General features: G+C 41.0%; 18 protein-coding genes. 10 read left to right on the forward strand and 8 right to left on the reverse strand.

Annotated features, from left to right (window positions below):
- Nucleotides 1–17 precede the first annotated feature (17 nt).
- The gene (locus tag LCL91_RS07225) at nt 18–962 is read right to left on the reverse strand and encodes an ATP-grasp domain-containing protein (protein WP_224881278.1); all 945 of its coding nucleotides are present in this window, start codon (nt 960–962) and stop codon (nt 18–20) included.
- A 135-nt stretch (nt 963–1,097) separates the two neighbouring features.
- Entirely contained in the window at nt 1,098–2,330 is a 1,233-nt protein-coding gene (locus tag LCL91_RS07230; RefSeq protein ID WP_224881280.1) for an aminopeptidase, read from the reverse strand.
- Nucleotides 2,331–2,579: 249 nt separating this feature from the next.
- On the opposite strand from LCL91_RS07230, the gene msrB reads away from it, so the two are divergent.
- The 3 genes from msrB (at nt 2,580) to LCL91_RS22215 (ending at nt 5,721) form a co-directional block, all read left to right on the forward strand.
- Nucleotides 2,580–3,536, forward strand: a complete 957-nt coding sequence (gene msrB, locus LCL91_RS07235) for a peptide-methionine (R)-S-oxide reductase MsrB (protein ID WP_224881282.1) — start codon at nt 2,580–2,582, stop codon at nt 3,534–3,536.
- On the forward strand, nt 3,533–4,528 hold the full coding sequence (locus LCL91_RS07240; protein ID WP_224881284.1) for an NAD(P)/FAD-dependent oxidoreductase: 996 nt from the start codon (nt 3,533–3,535) through the stop codon (nt 4,526–4,528). Before msrB ends, LCL91_RS07240 begins: the two co-directional genes overlap by 4 nt.
- 137 nt (nt 4,529–4,665) lie before the next feature.
- Nucleotides 4,666–5,721 carry a GGDEF domain-containing protein gene (locus tag LCL91_RS22215; RefSeq protein WP_224881286.1) on the forward strand — a complete coding sequence of 352 codons (1,056 nt, stop codon included), beginning with the start codon at nt 4,666–4,668 and terminating at the stop codon, nt 5,719–5,721.
- A gap of 21 nt (nt 5,722–5,742) precedes the next feature.
- Here the strand turns inward: LCL91_RS22215 and LCL91_RS07250 are convergent, their stop codons facing one another.
- Complete coding sequence (locus LCL91_RS07250; RefSeq protein ID WP_224881288.1) at nt 5,743–6,558, reverse strand: MBL fold metallo-hydrolase; 816 nt, start codon at nt 6,556–6,558, stop codon at nt 5,743–5,745.
- A 315-nt stretch (nt 6,559–6,873) separates the two neighbouring features.
- Here LCL91_RS07250 and LCL91_RS07255 point away from each other — a divergent pair, with 315 nt between their 5' ends.
- Both LCL91_RS07255 and LCL91_RS07260 read left to right on the forward strand, forming a co-directional pair.
- Nucleotides 6,874–7,497, forward strand: coding sequence for a hypothetical protein (locus LCL91_RS07255; protein ID WP_224881290.1), 624 nt, complete (start codon nt 6,874–6,876; stop codon nt 7,495–7,497).
- A 116-nt stretch (nt 7,498–7,613) separates the two neighbouring features.
- Nucleotides 7,614–8,243 (forward strand): hypothetical protein, encoded by a 630-nt coding sequence (locus LCL91_RS07260; RefSeq protein ID WP_224881291.1) that lies wholly within the window; start codon nt 7,614–7,616, stop codon nt 8,241–8,243.
- Nucleotides 8,244–8,689: 446 nt separating this feature from the next.
- On the opposite strand, the gene LCL91_RS07265 is transcribed toward LCL91_RS07260, so the two are convergent.
- The gene (locus tag LCL91_RS07265; RefSeq protein WP_224881292.1) at nt 8,690–9,112 is read right to left on the reverse strand and encodes an organic hydroperoxide resistance protein; all 423 of its coding nucleotides are present in this window, start codon (nt 9,110–9,112) and stop codon (nt 8,690–8,692) included.
- A 193-nt stretch (nt 9,113–9,305) separates the two neighbouring features.
- On the opposite strand from LCL91_RS07265, the gene LCL91_RS07270 reads away from it, so the two are divergent.
- From LCL91_RS07270 to wrbA, 3 genes are all read left to right on the forward strand, one after another.
- On the forward strand, nt 9,306–9,752 hold the full coding sequence (locus LCL91_RS07270; RefSeq protein WP_224881293.1) for a MarR family winged helix-turn-helix transcriptional regulator: 447 nt from the start codon (nt 9,306–9,308) through the stop codon (nt 9,750–9,752).
- An 81-nt stretch (nt 9,753–9,833) separates the two neighbouring features.
- Entirely contained in the window at nt 9,834–10,283 is a 450-nt protein-coding gene (locus LCL91_RS07275; protein ID WP_278250258.1) for a MarR family winged helix-turn-helix transcriptional regulator, read from the forward strand.
- Between the two features lie 131 nt (nt 10,284–10,414).
- Nucleotides 10,415–11,044 carry an NAD(P)H:quinone oxidoreductase gene (wrbA, locus tag LCL91_RS07280; RefSeq protein ID WP_224881294.1) on the forward strand — a complete coding sequence of 210 codons (630 nt, stop codon included), beginning with the start codon at nt 10,415–10,417 and terminating at the stop codon, nt 11,042–11,044.
- A 16-nt stretch (nt 11,045–11,060) separates the two neighbouring features.
- Here the strand turns inward: wrbA and LCL91_RS07285 are convergent, their stop codons facing one another.
- Nucleotides 11,061–12,017, reverse strand: coding sequence for a YndJ family protein (locus LCL91_RS07285; RefSeq protein ID WP_224881295.1), 957 nt, complete (start codon nt 12,015–12,017; stop codon nt 11,061–11,063).
- A 78-nt stretch (nt 12,018–12,095) separates the two neighbouring features.
- Here LCL91_RS07285 and LCL91_RS07290 point away from each other — a divergent pair, with 78 nt between their 5' ends.
- A complete protein-coding gene (locus LCL91_RS07290) occupies nt 12,096–12,974 on the forward strand; it encodes an NAD(P)-dependent oxidoreductase (RefSeq protein WP_224881296.1) in 879 nt (292 codons plus the stop codon).
- An 88-nt stretch (nt 12,975–13,062) separates the two neighbouring features.
- Here the strand turns inward: LCL91_RS07290 and LCL91_RS07295 are convergent, their stop codons facing one another.
- Complete coding sequence (locus LCL91_RS07295; protein ID WP_224881298.1) at nt 13,063–13,371, reverse strand: hypothetical protein; 309 nt, start codon at nt 13,369–13,371, stop codon at nt 13,063–13,065.
- Nucleotides 13,372–13,533: 162 nt separating this feature from the next.
- Between LCL91_RS07295 and LCL91_RS07300 the strand changes: the two genes are divergently transcribed.
- Nucleotides 13,534–14,820 (forward strand): MFS transporter, encoded by a 1,287-nt coding sequence (locus LCL91_RS07300; protein WP_224881300.1) that lies wholly within the window; start codon nt 13,534–13,536, stop codon nt 14,818–14,820.
- A gap of 200 nt (nt 14,821–15,020) precedes the next feature.
- Here LCL91_RS07300 and LCL91_RS07305 read toward each other — a convergent pair whose 3' ends face one another.
- Together LCL91_RS07305 and LCL91_RS07310 are read right to left on the reverse strand one after the other, a co-directional pair.
- Complete coding sequence (locus LCL91_RS07305) at nt 15,021–15,938, reverse strand: zinc dependent phospholipase C family protein (protein WP_224881303.1); 918 nt, start codon at nt 15,936–15,938, stop codon at nt 15,021–15,023.
- A 161-nt stretch (nt 15,939–16,099) separates the two neighbouring features.
- Nucleotides 16,100–17,056 (reverse strand): ABC transporter substrate-binding protein, encoded by a 957-nt coding sequence (locus LCL91_RS07310; protein WP_224881305.1) that lies wholly within the window; start codon nt 17,054–17,056, stop codon nt 16,100–16,102.
- Nucleotides 17,057–17,201: the final 145 nt, after the last annotated feature.

Here is a 17,201-nt window from a genome sequence, read left to right on the forward strand (position 1 = left end):
AGCGCACTCGGCGCTCTTTATTTGTGTAGAGAATGAAGGTTAGAAAGTTCTTGAGCGAGCGTGTTAGCGATCGCTTTCATACCAGAAACCCCAGCTTTTCTTTCTGCTTCTGCATTGTAGTTTGTATTAGTGTTCACATCGTAAGTAAAGAGATCTCCACGTTCATTTTGAATGCATTCAATTCCTGCGTAAGCAATGCCGTTCGCTTTTAAGAATGCTTCGTAATTAGCGAGAACAGGATGATCGAAGTTTTCGATCACTTCGAATTTAGGCTTCGGCTCCTCTGTTGTAGGACAGAAAGTATCGCCAACCTGGCACGCATCTGCAGGGCAAAGTTCAAAGCCTTCTGACGTATCAACGCGAACAGCATATAGAAACTTACCACCTACGAATTCACATCGCGTTATGGATGCGTCAGGTGAAGAAATGTACTGTTGAAGCAATGTAATCCCATCAATTGAATCTTCAAAAGCATCGCTCTTCACATAAGCTTTCAGCGTCTCAGGATTGTTAAATAGCTGAACGCCGAGCCCTTTACCTGCTCGGTTGTGTTTCGTAATAAACGGTTCAGAAAACGCATCCGCTGCTTTCGCAAGATGATCCTTCCCAACGGCAGCAATGGTTTTTGGTGTAACGATTCCATGCTTTCTCAGGGCTGCATATTGTGCCACTTTGCTTACTTCAAGAGCAAGGGCACGGCTATCATTTAATACTCTTCGACCGTGACTCTCCAACCATTCGAGTACAGCTGCCGTGTATTCAGGAGCATAACGATGATCACGCGTATGAGAAGAAGCACTCATGCGATTATAAAAAATACCGTCTGGCGGTACATCACTTAAATCAAGGCTTCCTTCACTAAGAAACCAGTCTTCGTATGGGACATGGAGCGCCTCAAGTTCTTGCTTGAGAGGCTTTGTCCATTCTTCGTTTTCATGGATGATAAATACTTTCGCGCTCATGACATGACCTCCTTCATTTATAACCGTTAAAACCTATCATTTTACTCAAGTATAAAGGAGTTTCGGTTAGAATCCTAGTAAAAACGTTTTGTCAAAGCACCCAAAAAGCAGAGCGCATGCGCTCTGCTTAAAGAGCTAGATTGCCCAGTTTCCTTTACGGAAGACCGGCTCACTAGTACCATCTTCTTTGATTCCATCAATGTCCATTTCAGCGGACCCGATCATAAAGTCAACGTGCGTGACGCTTTCGTTCGCTCCTGCTGCTTCAAGCTCTTCTTTCGACATGGTTTTACCACCTTCTAGGCAGAAAGAATAAGCATTCCCAATCGCAAGGTGATTCGAAGCATTTTCGTCGAAAAGCGTGTTAAAGAAAATGATTCCCGCATTTGAAATAGGTGAATCATGAGGAACGAGCGCAACTTCACCTAGGTAGTGTGCGCCTTCATCTGTTTCGATAAGATGTTGAAGCGTTTCATTGCCTTGCTTCGCTTCAGCTTTAATGATACGACCTTCTTCAAATGTAAGGGTAAAGTCTTCAATCACTGTTCCACCATAGCTTAGCGGCTTTGTTGAAGAAACAACGCCGTTTACACCGTTTTTATGTGGAATGGTGAACACTTCTTCTGTCGGCATGTTTGCGACAAAATGATCGCCTTTCACATTTTCACTAATACCACCTACCCACTGATGAGCCTGTGGAAGGTCAATTGTAAGATCAGTGCCTGGCGCACGATAGTGGAGCTTGCTGTAATGTTTCGCATTTAAATAATCCACTTTTTGCTCAAGGTTTGCGCTATGTTCTTTCCATGCTTGAACCGGATTACCTGTTGATACACGAGTCGCCTGGAAAATGGCTTCCCACAGCTTTGCTTCTTGTTCGTCTTCAGGTGTATCAGGGAATACTTTCTCTGCCCATGCTTTCGAAGGAACCGCAACCACAGACCAGCTGTTGTGATCAGACATAATGTAGTTACGGTAGCCTTCCATTGCCTTTCCTGCTGTTTTGCTCGCATTCGAAATTCGTTCAGGATCGACTCCTTTTAAAAGGTCTGGATTGGAAGATGTAATCGAAAGGAATGCTGCACCGTTTTCAGCCAATTCCTCAAATCCTTTTGCTTTCCATGTTGGAAACTCCTTGAATGCTTCATCTGGTGCCTTGTCATACTTAATACGAGTTAAGGTTTCGTCATTCCACTCAACGTGAACATTTTTTGCACCAGCCTCATAAGCACTATCTGCAATATTGCGCACAAATTCAGCTGATGTGAGAGGAGCGTTTACGACAAGCGTTTGTCCTTTTTGAATATTTACGCCAACTTTAACCGCTAGATCTGCGTATTTCTGAAGATTCTCTTGAAACATAGCCATAGTCAAAGGTCTCCTTTTTCCAAATAGTCATACAACTAAATTGTAGCAGATTTCAATAATTTTAGTAAATTATTCCCTGATTACCTATTGGTAAAGCAAGTTTCTGGCAATAAACCGTCCATTTCGGATATGTTATAGATAGTGAAACTTTGAACTGAGGGAGCTTTTCCCCAGTGGTTAGTTGAGCAGGAACCGACAATCACCCTCACTTAAGGTGAGGATAAATCTTCTATACTGGAGTGATAGAGAATGAGTACGAATTATGAGCTTGCAACATTTGCTGGAGGTTGTTTCTGGTGTATGGTTGAACCATTTGAAGAAATGCCCGGCATTCAAAGCATCGTTTCGGGCTATACAGGTGGAGAAAAACCTTATCCAACATACGAGGAAGTGATTTCAAAATCGACAGGGCACGTAGAGGCTGTCCAAATCACATTTGACCCAAATGTTTTCCCATATAGTAAATTGCTTGATTTGTTTTGGCGTCAAATTGACCCGACAGATGCAGGAGGGCAGTTCTTTGATCGCGGTGATACGTATATTACAGCGATCTACACCCATAATGAAGAGCAAGAGCGGCTTGCTGAACAGTCACGCAAAGATTTAGAAGCGAGTGGTCGTTTTTCAAAACCGATCGTGACAAAAATTCTTCCGGCTAAACCATTTTACCCTGCTGAGGATTATCATCAGGATTACCATAAGAAAAATCCTGCTCACTACAATCGCTACAAAAAAGGATCAGGTCGTGCAGATTTTATAGAAAAAAACTGGGCTTTTGAAAAGAATGATGACGAGCTTCGTAGCCGTCTTACAGACATTCAATACGAAGTCACACAAAAAAACGGTACAGAACGTCCGTTCCAAAACGAGTATTACGATAATGCAAAACCAGGTATCTATGTGGATATCGTATCGGGTGAACCGTTGTTTAGCTCAACCGATCAGTATGACGCAGGATGCGGCTGGCCAAGTTTTACACAGCCAATCAACAACCATTTTGTCAAAGAAAAGAAAGACTTCAGTCACTTTATGATTCGAACAGAAGTGCGAAGTAAGGAAGCTGATTCTCATCTCGGGCACGTCTTTAATGATGGACCCGGAGAAAATGGCCTGCGCTACTGCATCAATTCAGCAGCAATGAAATTCGTTCCGAAAGAAAGTCTAGAAGAAGAAGGATACGGCGAATACCGAGTATTATTTGAATGAAAGAAGTTGATGTTGCCATCATAGGTGGCGGTATTGCTGGTGTTTTGGCGGCTAGGAAGCTAATGAAAGCTGGGTTTGAAGTACTTGTAATTGATAAAAGCAAAAGCGTGGGTGGTCGTCTCGCAACACGAAGGATTGACGGCGGCCGCGCTGATCATGGGGCGCAATTCTTTACCGTTCGAACCGATTCGTTTCAGCAACTAGTCGATGAATGGGAGACAAACGGCTGGGTATCAAAGTGGTTCGGAGAGAAACATGCAAGATATAAAGCAACGAACGGAATGAATCAACTAGTGAAAAATCTTGCAAGTGAAGTCCCCGTTCAGCACACGTTTAAAGTGAACCGCATCATTCAAGATGATGAGAAATATGTGGTCATTTCTGAGGAAGGTGAGCAAGTAACATCTAATGCGATTCTTCTAACGCCACCAGCACCTCAAACGGTACAATTATTGGAAAGAAGTGATGTGCTTTTTTCAGAAGATACAATGAAATCACTTAGGGACATCCATTTCGATCCTGCGCTCGTTTGTCTTATGACGTTAAAGGATGAACTCGCTTTTCTTTCGCCTGACGGTCACAAGGACACCGATTTACCTGCTGGCATTGAACGTATTGTGGATAGTTATGCTAAGGGAATTTCTAAGGAAAAAATCCTAACCATTTATGCCACTTCTGATTTCTCAAAAGCTTATTATGATCATAGTGATGATGAGATCATAGATGAAATAATATCGAGGTTCGATTTTCTCCTTCCAAAAGAATTTATTAATGACCGGCAGTTAAAAAGATGGCGCTACGCTCAGGCAGACCACGTCTATCCCCATCCGTTTCTACAGACCTCTATGAGTGAAGCTGTTTTCGTTGCAGGAGATGCTTTTTTACATGAAGAGGATAAAACAGGAAAAACGCGAATCGAAAGTGCGGTCATATCAGGGCTATCTGTCGCCGAGGCCATGCAGCAGTTTTTGAACGGGAAGGCTTCTACATGAAGCCTTCTTTTTTTGCGTTGGAATGTTTTAGAAAGTTATGAAAACAATCGATTGTCTAGTCAATTTTCGTTATAATAGAATATGTGGAAAAAATTTCATTATTGCAAAAGGTCAATATAAAAAGGGTTGAAAATGAAGTGAATGTGAAAAAACAAAATGATCATTCGATTGAAACGATTTTATCCCTATTTCGATGGGTTTTTCTTGTTATTGCAGGTGGGTATTACTATTTTCTCTTACAAGGAACGAGCCTCTCTTTTTTAGTTTTGTTTTTATTTGGTGTCGTTTATATGACGATTGCTGAATTTGCACTTCACCGTACTCCTTTGAACTCAAAAAGATATCAATATATGACTAAATTAAGCGTGGTTTTTGATTACGTTGCGTTTCTCTGGTTGGTTGCCCTTACTGGTGGGGCAGAAAGTTCTTTGTTTCCCATCGCTTACTTAATTATTTTACACGTTTCCGTCTATTGGAAATTCACCGGCGGTATGGTTGCAGCTCTTCTACTTGGCAGTGGATATACCTGTGTTCTTATCTTTAGTGGTTATTCGTTTACCGGCGAAGGGCTTGTTGTTTATCTTTTAGACTTTATGTTTTTAATTTTTATTGGGTTATTAGGGGGAATCATCGTTTCGAGAGAGCGAATGATGCGCTCGAAAAACACGAAGCTAGAGGACATCGCTCGAAAAGATTTTTTAACAGAACTCTACAATCACAGGTCATTCCAAGAAGATTTACGTTACTGTGCTGAACAGGGGAATCCGGTACTTGTTGTGCTTTCCGATATTGATTATTTTAAAGCGGTAAATGATCAATTCGGACATATGGTTGGCGATAATGTATTACGTAAAATTGGTGATATTTTCAAAAAACAAATCGGAACGAGTGGAAGAGCATATCGATATGGGGGAGAAGAACTTGCGATTCTACTTGATGCAACAAATATTGAAGAAGCGAAAGAGCGTCTTGAAACGATTCAACTCGCTATTCGAAATACGACCTTTACGGCGGACGGTCATCGCTTTAGCATAACAATGAGCTTTGGTACAGCACTTTTCCCATTCGAAAATGGCATGACGCCTTGTTTGAAACTGGCAGATGAACGTTTGTATTTGGCGAAGAAACAGGGGAGAAATATCATTTACTGGTATGACCAATATATAGAAAAAAGCTCACGTCTCAAACTTTAAGGAGGAGAGACGTGAGCTTTACTATTGTAATCCGTTTTTATGTAGGATCGACGTAATAATATGCTTGGATGAATTCTCAAAGAGAGAAAAGTAATTGAGGACATGTCGATCAGGAAAAAGTTCCTTCTGAATCACAGAGGCAGGCTTTCCATCGCTGTGTTTTTGGAGCACCTGGTTCTGTATGGAAAGAAGATAATGGAGCTTTTCCTCCAGTCGCTTCCGTCCATTTTGCAAAACGCCGGCATGAGAACAAAAAACGGTGTCAAAATCATAACGTAAAACTTGATGAAGCGATTGAATGACGTCCGGAATGGATTCAAACGCGAAAATGCTTTTAGGGTGACTCATTACATAAAGATCACCAGTAAACAGCCAGCCCTGATTTTGTTCTAGTAGAGCAAGATGATCAGGAGCATGCCCCGGAGTATGAAGCAATTCAAATGTATGATGCTTCGTTTTAATGCGGTGCTCAATTCCCTTGGGGGCAAAAGGCTTTCTAGATCCCCAAAATACTCTTCGGTACAGTGGAAGATGAGGCTTATCGCGACAAAGAGGAATCCCAGTCGGATGGATGTAGATTGGAATCGACCCAGGTACGATTGAAGCATTTCCAGTATGATCTTCATGGTGATGCGTTAAGATTATTTGGGTAAAGCGTTCATTTGAAAGAAAATCACTGATATCTTTTTGAAGACGACTTGGACCACAGTCGATTAAAAGTTCGTCAACAAGGTACATATAGACGTTCATTCGAACGCCGCCAAGTTGAAAGGTTCCCTTTACCGCTTGAACCCCATCAAATTCTGAAACGGTGAGCAAATTCATCACACCTTCCACTAATCTACTTCTAGTATAGCGATTTTAGCGGAGAAAAAAAGTTTTTGTGTTGAATGGCGTGTTGGTAAAGAGTAGAGAGAGTTAAGTTAGAATTGTAGAGATAATAAGATGTACTGTGTAAATGAGCTATTTTTATTTAGGATTAATTTAAAAAAATTACCCTAAAATAAATTATTAGTGAGGAAATGACACTATTGCTATTGAAAATAGGTAGTCCCAGTTAAGCTTTTGTCCAGTGCAAATGGCAACTCTTTGAATAAATTACTATTAACATTGATTAACAAGTCAATGAAAATAAAAAGGGAAGTGAATATTATGGATTTTATGTGTAACAGTAACAAATCTCATCAACAACACTCTTGTTGTCCTGCTGACAACTCTAGTGTTGAATGTTTGAAAGTGTTGTCCGTCATTTGTAGTAAACGTGTACAGAAGGTAGCGGAAGCTCGTTTAGATTTATTAGATCTAGGTATACCAGTTGGTACAGATCCAGCTCTTCTAACTTTTGATGTAACAGCAGATCCAAACAATATCGTAATGAGAGGTACTTTGTTAGAAGGAAAGGTGGTTAACTCCGGATACGTACCTGTATCTGTCATTATTTCAGTTGCAGGTGTTGCTTTACCTGCAGTTAGCCTAAACCTACCTTTCCAAGCTGAAACAGAATGCCCAGGAGCTTGTCCAGGTGATGACTTACAAGAAACACGTCCGATTATTGAAGGGGTTTTGGAACCAGTATTCACTCCACTTATTAGTATTGGTGATACCCTCTCTTTAGGAACACTTACTTTTAAAGTCATTATTAGAACACAAATTACAGTTTCTAGAGAAAAGCTTGTCGAGGCTTCTGTTAAAGTCATTGGTGATATTAATGAGGATCGTTGTGTAACAGATCAAATTACGACTCCTACTTCGCAGACAAGAACGTTCTTTGGGTAAGTTAAAGTGACCGGGGTTATTTACCCGGTTTTTTTGTTTTCTATTTTTTATACAGAACAGATAAGTAAGGGTCAACATACCCTGTTTTATATAAAAAGATTTTCGGGGGGCTAATGATGTCAATTGAACAAAACGGTCAGTGCAAAGATATTGTGAATGTAAATGAAATGGTCTTAATTCAATCGATTATTTTATCAAAGAAACTGACAATCAGTGCTTATACAAAAAAGGATATTGAAATTCATCCTAAAATCAAAAAATGTAAATTTGTTCCGGACTTGAATAGTATGAATTTGCAGGTGTCTTTGTTAAAGGGATTAGTGATTCTTCAGGGTTTCATTAAAGGAAAGCTTATTTGTGATGGAAGTATAATTGATACGATAACTTTGCCGTTTCAACATGAATTAATATGTGAAGAAGTATGTCCTGGTGATGAGTATAAAACAACTCCACCCATTTTAGAAGGAGTACTGGAGCCTCAATTTATTTACGAGGAGCGGGGATGCGGAATCATTATCCTCAAGGCAATCTTTAGTTTACAACTCACTGTGATACGAGAAAAAATAGGTAAAGTTAGTGTTACTATTTTGGGTGACATAAATGAAGATCGCTGCAATAATGAGCACTTTAAAGTAAATTCACCAGTGTGTGAAAAAAACCATATAGAATATGTTGAACCAGAATGTTGCGATTGTCATGAAAAAAAACCTAAAAGTCTTTTAGGTAAATATATGTCTTATGATTAAGAGATAAAGATTAGTGCAAATACCGTGGTAGTTTCATCTATTCCTTTTTTATTTTTAAACATAATTTAATAGAAAAGGAAGGTGAGATATTATGTGCCATGAATGTCATGCAGAAAAGTATTGGAAAACAAATAAGTCTTGTTGCAAGAAGAAAAAAAGTATACTTCGAATAGAAGAAAAGGAATGCTCGCATTGTTGTTGTGGCTCTACAAGACATACGTGCTATTGTTGTATTTGTAAACCTTGTACTTATCACAGAACATGTCAGCGTTGCTGTTCGTGTTCTTGTGATTTATAGAAGAGATACCCTCAACAAAACCGTTAAAAGATAGTTTTATTGAGAAAGCACATTGGGCAAGTTAAGACCAATGTGCTTTTTGATAATCCAAGAAAAAATGTGCCTTTATACCGTTATAAACTGGATATGAGAAATAGTAACCTTTATATTATTTAGAAATTGCTTCTAGTTCAACTTCCATATTTCCACGCGTTGCTCTTGAGTAAGGGCACGTTTGGTGCGCAGCTTCGACAAGTTCCTCGGCAGTCGCTTGATCAACGCCAGGGATCGTAACATGTAGTTTCGCGCTAAGACCAAATGCGCCGTCCTCTTCTTTTCCGATCGAAATGTGAGCTTCAACTACAGTATCTTTAATTTTAATACGTTTCATGCGAGCAACCATGTTTAATGCGCTATCGAAACAAGCGGCATATCCAGCTGCAAACAGTTGTTCAGGGTTTGTTGCTTCTCCCCCCTGACCACCAAGTTCCTTTGGCATACGAAGATCCATGTTAATTACGCCGTCTGAAGATTCTACTTTACCCTGTCTACCGCCGTGAGCAGATGCTTTTGCTGTGTATAGTGAATTCATAATAAAATTCCTCCTCGTTATTTAAGTTGTGCACAATTTAATTTTACAAGATTAAATATAACGCACCAATTTTCATCTGTCAACAAAGGGGAACTCGTTCTTCTTGTAAAAAGTTAGGAAACGCTCATGTTGACAACACGGCTAAATCGGGATAAGTTGATTGTGCACAACTTATTGTAAAGAAGGGATTACTATGAACCATAAGGAACAATTAAAACTAGAGAATCAGCTCTGTTTTTCTGTATATGCCTGTTCAAGAGAAATTACGAAGATGTATCGTCCTTATTTAGATCAGCTTGGCCTAACGTATCCGCAATATCTTGTCTTGCTTGTTCTTTGGGAGCATCATGAAACAACGGTAAAAGCGCTTGGTGCCGAGCTTTACTTAGATTCCGGTACGTTAACGCCACTGTTAAAACGGATGGAAGAAGCGGGTCTTGTGAAACGAGAACGTTCAAAAGAAGATGAGCGTCGAGTGATGGTTCATTTAACGCAAAAAGGGGAAGAGTTAAGAGATAAAGCCTCCATTATTCCTGACGCGATGGCGGCAAATAGCGGCTTATCGAAAGAAGAATTCAAGAAAGCACTAACAGGATTTCAACAGCTGCTCGATCATATTCACTCTGTTAATGAAAAATAGTACCTTCTTTTTTGAAAGAGTTGACAGAAGGAATTGGAATTAAGTATAATTATCTCGAATTCAAGATATTAGAAGTTAAGGGTGAACGTTATGAATGAAAAAGATCGTGAGCTTTCACTAAAGCTATTCATCGTCCTGGCTAGATCGAATCGTTCGGTTACCGATCATATTAAAACAGATATTCAAAGCTATGGACTGAATCCAACGGAATTTGCTGTTCTCGAATTGCTTTATCACAAAGGTAATCAGCCACTACAGCAAATTGGTGAGAAAATTTTACTCGCAAGTGGAAGCATTACGTATGTGGTCGATAAGCTTGAAGGAAAAGGGTACTTAACACGTAATCCATGCCCGAACGATCGTCGGATTACACATGCTGTTATCACAGATGAAGGTAAAAAGTTAATGGATCGCATTTTCCCTAACCACGAGAAACAAGTACAATCCATTTTTGCCGGATTGGATGAACAAGAGAAAGAAACGGCGATTGCATTATTGAAAAAATTGGGCCATTACGCAGAGGAGCTGTAAAAGCTTCTCTTTTTTTTATCCATTTTTACCCTTTTATATGTTTGAATGAAGAAGAGAAGGGTATATCTTGAAGTAGAGATAAATGAATTCAAAGTAATTGGCAAACGAACCGACTGAAAAGGAGTGGCAAAATGAGTACAAAGATTTTAATTCCGTATTACAGTGCGTATGGTCATATTTACGAAATGGTTCAGTCAGTAGCTGAAGGTGCAAAAGGCGCTGGAGATGTAGAAGTGAAAATCGTGAAGATACCTGAATTTGATGTTGTGAAACAAGCGATGTCAGATCAACCACCTTACGTGGAAGCACAAGAAGCACAAAACAGTATTCCCGAAGCGACGCTTGATGATTTACGCTGGGCTGACGGGATTATCTGGGGAGTGCCAACTCGCTATGGTTCCATGCCTGCTCAGATGAAACAATACCTTGATTCAGCGGGATCACTTTGGATGAATGGTGAATTAGAAGGGAAAGCGACGGCGGTTGTTACAAGTACCGCTTCGATTCATGGGGGACAAGAAACGACAGCACTCACAACGTTTGTTCCGCTTATGCACTTTGGTTTAATCTATGTTGGGCTGCCATATGGCGAGAATCCTGAGCAGCTAACAACAGATGGCATTGGGGGCTCTCCTTATGCCGCTTCAACTCTTGCTGGTGGCGATGGATCAAGAATGCCAGTTGAAGCTGAATTAACGATGGCTTCCCGCCTGGGTGCCCGCGTAGCAAAGGTTGCTGGAGCCTTAAAAAATATAAAATAGGCCAAAAACCAGCTTCTCACATGGAGAAGCTGGTTTTTTTGATAGGCTTCGTCTCCTGCATCGCTGTTACGCCTAGCAGTCCAAAGAGTGAAAAACCGAATGTATTCACAAATCCATGAAAAAAGACCATTAAAGGGATGCCGAGAATCACCGTTTCATTAATATGAGCAAATCCATAGATCATCGCGGAGCTCATTGAAAACAGGAGAGAGGCGAATGAAATTGATAACAGCATTTGTACTGAATACTCAAGTGTTGGCACTAAGTAGACGAGGCAAAGGATTGAAAAGATGATCAGCGGTGTGACAAATTCAACGACTGAAATAAACTCAAGAACAGGTAATGAATCTGAAAGCGTAATTCCTGCCGCTATAAACGGTGGGCCAAATAAGACAAGGATAGCGATCAGTTTAAACCAGGGTTTTAAGTTAGGAGCTTTTGCAAGCAGACGTTTTCCAATGAACGCCATCGTAATCGGTGTAATAAATGCTGCATAGTGAAAATGAATGGATGTAAGCAGTATAATAACATCGCTAAAATGAAGAATTTGCACACCTGAACGATGCAAAATAAGCCAGAGTCCACCGATGCTAATGTACATCAAGCCAAGTTGAATTAACACATCAAAAATCGTGCTTTTTTTCCATGATTGCAGGAGGCGCGTAACTCCATAAAGTGCGATTAAACAAGTTGTCAGTAACCATGGAACGGCTAGCAGAACCGCAAACATTCCTTGTTCAAGAAAGAAAGAGATGCCCGCTAGGACAGCCGAAACTAGTTGTAAACGGGTGGCATAATGATAGAAAACATTCTTTTTTTGCGGTACGAGGTTCAGCGTTAGCGGAACGAGTACCAGGTAGGCGAACATTAATAAAATCATCACATATTGAAGCGTGTCGATTGGGGTTGTAATCAATTTTGTTACAACGAACGCTACCCATATAAATAGACCGGCAAAACTACTTGTTTTCATTAGGAATTCACCTCTTCTTTAGTGTACGATGAAGACAAGTGTTAGGAAAGGAAATTCTGGGAAAAGAGGCGATTTACCATGGAGAAAAAGCCAGTACTCGGGTTTATTGGAATCGGCGTTATGGGAGAAAGCATGGTTCGAAATTTGATCAAAGCAGGATACCGGATGCTTATCTCAACGCGAACAAAACAGAAGGCTGAAGCCCTTATTCAAGAAGGGGCAGAATGGTACGACGAAGTGAAGGATGTGGCGGCGAATGCTGACGTGATCATCACTATGGTCGGTTACCCGAAAGATGTGGAAGAGGTCTACATAGGTGAGAATGGGCTGCTTGAACATGCGCGAGCGCATTCTATATTAATTGATATGACAACCTCAAGCCCAGCGCTAGCCGAAGAAATTTATCAGCATGCTTTGTCCAAGCAGCTCTACGCGCTTGATGCACCTGTATCAGGGGGAGACGTTGGTGCCAAAGAAGGAAAGCTATCGATTATGGTAGGTGGTGAATTAGAAGTTTTCGAAAACGTTCAGCCTATTTTTGAAGTAATAGGTCAAAACATCGTTCTCCAAGGACCAGCTGGAGCAGGCCAACATACGAAAATGTGCAACCAAATCGCGATTGCCAGCAACATGATTGGCGTTTCTGAAGCGATTGTATATGCTGAAAAAGCAGGATTAAATCCGACAACGGTCCTTGAAAGCATTGAATTCGGTGCTGCTGGAAGCTGGTCACTAAGTAATCTGGCTCCAAGAATGATCTCTAATCGGTTCGAGCCTGGCTTTTATGTAAAGCATTTTATAAAAGATATGACGATTGCCCTTGAGTCCGCCAAACAAATGGGAATGTTAACCCCAGGACTTGAACTTTCGAAGAAGTTATATGAAGATCTTGCTGAGCGTGGTGAAGAAGATAGTGGCACGCAGGCGCTTGTGAAGTTATTTCGCGAGGCTAAGTAAACGAAGACCCGGAGCCTAGGCTCCGGGTCTTTCATTGAGATGAAAAAGGGAAGTTTCCCTCTCCTATCGAATAAACTCTATGAAACAACTATTTCTCTGGTTTTGAACGTTTTTCGTTCTCTTCAGATACAACAAATGCAAGATCATCATTACCAAAGAGGGAAAGGACACCCATTACCGTTTGATCAGGGATATGTTCTGATTCTTCTTTCGGCACGACGAGTTCGATACTTTGCTTGAGAGCAGGGTTATTGATTTGATCAGGATAAGCTTTCTCGTAAAGCGTTTCTGGATTCAAGTCATTGTTGACGCACCACTGGGCAAAGACGAGTATCATCATGTTTTCATCACGCTGATAGTTTTCGATCACTTTGTTTTGAATATCATTTTGGTCCATAGGACGACCTCCGTTTCATCACTCTACCGTTAGTGTACTCGCACCAAGAATGTGTGGCAAGTCTGCTCGTTGTAAAAGGTTTATGAAGAATATTCCAGCGCGAAGAATGAGACGTTGAGACCTGATATGCTGAAAGAAAATGAACATCATGGGGGCAAAGAGATGAGGAAAAAAGAGATTCGTAGCTGGATGATGTATGACTTTGCTAATTCTGCTTTTGCAACAACAATGATGGCAGCCGTTTTACCTGTTTTCTATTATGATGTTGCTGCCAACAATATTGATCAAAGTCTTGCTACTTCTTACTGGGGCTATTCGCAATCGATCGCTGTTTTAATTGTTGCGATTCTGGCACCCGTACTCGGTGCCATTGCCGATTACTCTAATTCTAAAAAAGTATTTTTGCGCTTTTTTGCCTACATGGGAATGATCGCAAGCATCTTAATGGCGTTCGTTGGTGAGGGAGGCTACCTGTTTGCTTCCATTCTATTAATCTTTGGTACGATCGGTTTTTCGGGAAGCAACGTCTTTTACGATGCGTTTTTACCGGAAATCGCAAAAGGAGAAGAGATTGATCGCATTTCAGCAAGAGGTTATGCGTTTGGGTATATTGGCGGTGGTCTGCTCCTTCTCGTGAATCTGATGATGATCCTAAATCCATCCTGGTTTTTTCTTCCGAATACGCTTGTCGCAACGCAACTTTCATTCGCTAGCGTTGGCGTATGGTGGTTTATCTTTTCCATCCCCATGTTCAAAAACGTGAAAGAAGTGGAACATACTCAGCCCAAGTTAAGCGGCTCCTACGCGACGATCGGGTTTAAAAGGCTTCGCACGACGTTCAAGGAGTTAAACCACTACAAACAGCTCCTTCTTTTCCTCATCGCATTCTGGTTATTTAACGATGGAATATCGACCATTATAAAAATGGCGACGATTTATGGCAGAGATATCGGCATTGACGCGAATGATTTAATCGCTGCGCTCCTCATCACGCAGTTTGTAGGAATTCCCTTCGCTTTTTTATTCGGCTACTTGGCCAAAAAAATTCGCCCTAAGCGAGCGCTTATGCTCGCCCTGTGGATTTACGTGGGGATTGTCTTTCTCGGTTATTTCATGACTACCGCCACGCATTTCTATCTGCTTGCCATCATGGTTGGCTTCGTTCAGGGAGGTGCTCAGGCATTAAGTCGATCGATTTTTGGAAGTATGGTTCCCGATCACAGACATGCAGAGTTTTACGGATTTTACGGCATTTCCGCTAAATTTTCAGCGATTTTCGGTCCTTTTCTCTTTGCCTTCGTTGGGCAAGTAACTGGATCAAGCCGTCTTGGTATCGTTTCACTCGTCGTCTTTTTCTTAGCAGGCATCTATTTACTTAACAAAGTAAACATCGATCAAGGGAAAGAGCAGGCGAAGGTTGTTATGGCAAATGAAGGGCTCGATGTATAGGGGTTAATGGAATCGCGGAAAAAAGCTTAAATTCGCGGAATTAATCGTACTTTTCGCGGAATTAAATGAAATATCGCGGAATTATCCAGAAAATCACGGAATTCCGCAATCATTGAAAGTAAAAGTCAGTTCCCAGGTCACAAATGAGGCTCAGAGCAGCACATCCACCTGCTCTGAGCCTTTTTTTATCTTGAAACCCCTTACAAAATAGGGTCGAAGTGTTTTAATTCAAGTGGAAGGGTGCTATCTTTTCCTGTGTCATACGAGCGGTTGCCAATTTGTGTCTTCAGTTCCGTCATACAATTTTCTTCATTGTGCCAGTAGTCATGGATGAGAGGGAGGATGTTCGTTGCTTCTTCTTTCGCTTGCTCAAGCAGCTCTTCAAACGTTGCAGTTGATTCCTCGTCTTTCACTGCGGGGTGAATCCATGGTGTTCCTTCTCGATTTAAATAATCTTCATCACCGATTTGTTTTCGATAGGAAAAAGAGGAGACTTGTTTCTTTAAAAGCTGATTTTTCCAGCCGTGCGGGTCAAATAATAGTTTAAGCGCAAGGACCATATCGCGATAAGATTGGTTAATGTAATCCTCTGGCATGCGTTCAGCTGTCTCAGGATAAAAGGATTGAATACATTCATAAAGCATCAGTTCAATGGGAGGATAGAGCGATTTTCCAATTTGGATTTCTTGATAGACGGGGGTTTTCCAAGTTTCCACATCTTTATATTCTTTCATCAAAATGGTATCAATAATAATTTCCAGCTGCTGATGTCTGTTGCCTTCAAGACCAGAACGGTAGTGGATATAGGGGTGAGTGTTTCGATCCAGAATATGATGCGTCACAAAGCCAAGAATATAAGCTCGCAGCATCGGATCATCTTGTTTTCCATATTCAATCATTTCCATGAGGAATGGGCCGCAATGATCTTGATGAAGAGCAGAACCAACTTCCTGCACCGGCTTATTTTTTTTCCACGGCCAGAAATTATGGTAAAAGAAAGGGTCGGGTCCCTGAGCACCAAGTCGAAAGAAAGGCAGGTCACCTTTGATCGTGTTCCATATGCCGGCTTCCATCGCAGCTTCTTCACCGAATAAAATATGTGTCCAGACATTTGGCATCGATTTATCCCCTCCTTATATGTCTTTCTATTAGTATACCTGATGAGAACCTGTCTTCTTGCCACTTTCTTACGAAAAGAAAACCTTCTCCTGAACCAATTCCCTTATTTGTGAAAGGATAATCAAAAAAAGCCCGGCATTAGCCGAGCTTTCGTTACATGCTATTCACCTAAAAAGACGTCTTTGATATCATCAAGCATCAAGTTAGCGGAAAGTACGCCCCCGGACGTATTCCAAATCGCATCACTTACTTCATGAACATTTCCGTCTTTTACAACTTGAAGATTGTTCCAAAGCGGATCATTCGTCCATTCTTCGGCAGTGGAATTCGCTTCACCGTCTCCAGCTTCATATGTGAAGTAGAAGAGTACGTCGCCATCCATTTCTGGGATGCGTTCTTTTGTTACTTCTTCAGCGAAATCTTCTTTTTGCTGAGATTCTGGACGAGCAAAGCCGAGCTGCTCAAGAATAACCCCTGAGAAAGAATCTTTGTAGTAAATTCTCGTTTGGCCAGCTAGGAAACGTACAACGGAGACCTTTTTGTCTAGCTGATCACCAAGCTCTTCGCTCATTGAATCAATGCGATCACTATAGGCATTCATGACTTCTTCGCCTTTATCTTCTTTGTTTAGTGCTTTGGCATAAAATTCGAAGTTCTCCTGCCAGTCGCCTTTTAACGTTTCGGAATAAACTGTTGGAGCAATTGCGCTAAGCTGATCATAAATGTCTTCCTGACGAAGCTTATTTCCGATAATGAGATCAGGTTTTAATGCGGCAACCGCTTCAAGGTTTACTTCACTTTCCGTTCCGACAACTTCAACGTCTTTCATGTCGTCCGAAATATGATCGTACCAAGGGTCACCGAGCCATGATTGCACTGCACCGACAGGTTTTACATCCATTGCAAGTAAAGCTTCCGTTCCTTCATTTGTTAAAATAACAACTTTTTCAGGATTTTCTGGAACTTCTGATTCACCCATCGCGTGCGTTACTGTACGAGTCGATTCCTCTTCCTGTTTTTCACCCGAGCTACTATTTTCATTATTTCCGCTCGTTCCACAAGCAGCTAAAACCATAAATGCTGCAAGGCAAACGATGAGCCAACTTTTTTTGAACATATGTATTTCCTCCTTGTTAGTGATAATCGTTTTCATTTACGATGTAATCATACTGAATTGTCACACAAGAGTCAATAGTTAAATGAGATTGATTCTCAAATTCATTGACACGTTTTCATTCTTTTTTTACACTTATAAAGGATGA

It is taken from the genome of Guptibacillus hwajinpoensis, from assembly GCF_020171785.1.
GTDB lineage: Bacteria > Bacillota > Bacilli > Bacillales > Guptibacillaceae > Guptibacillus > Guptibacillus sedimenti.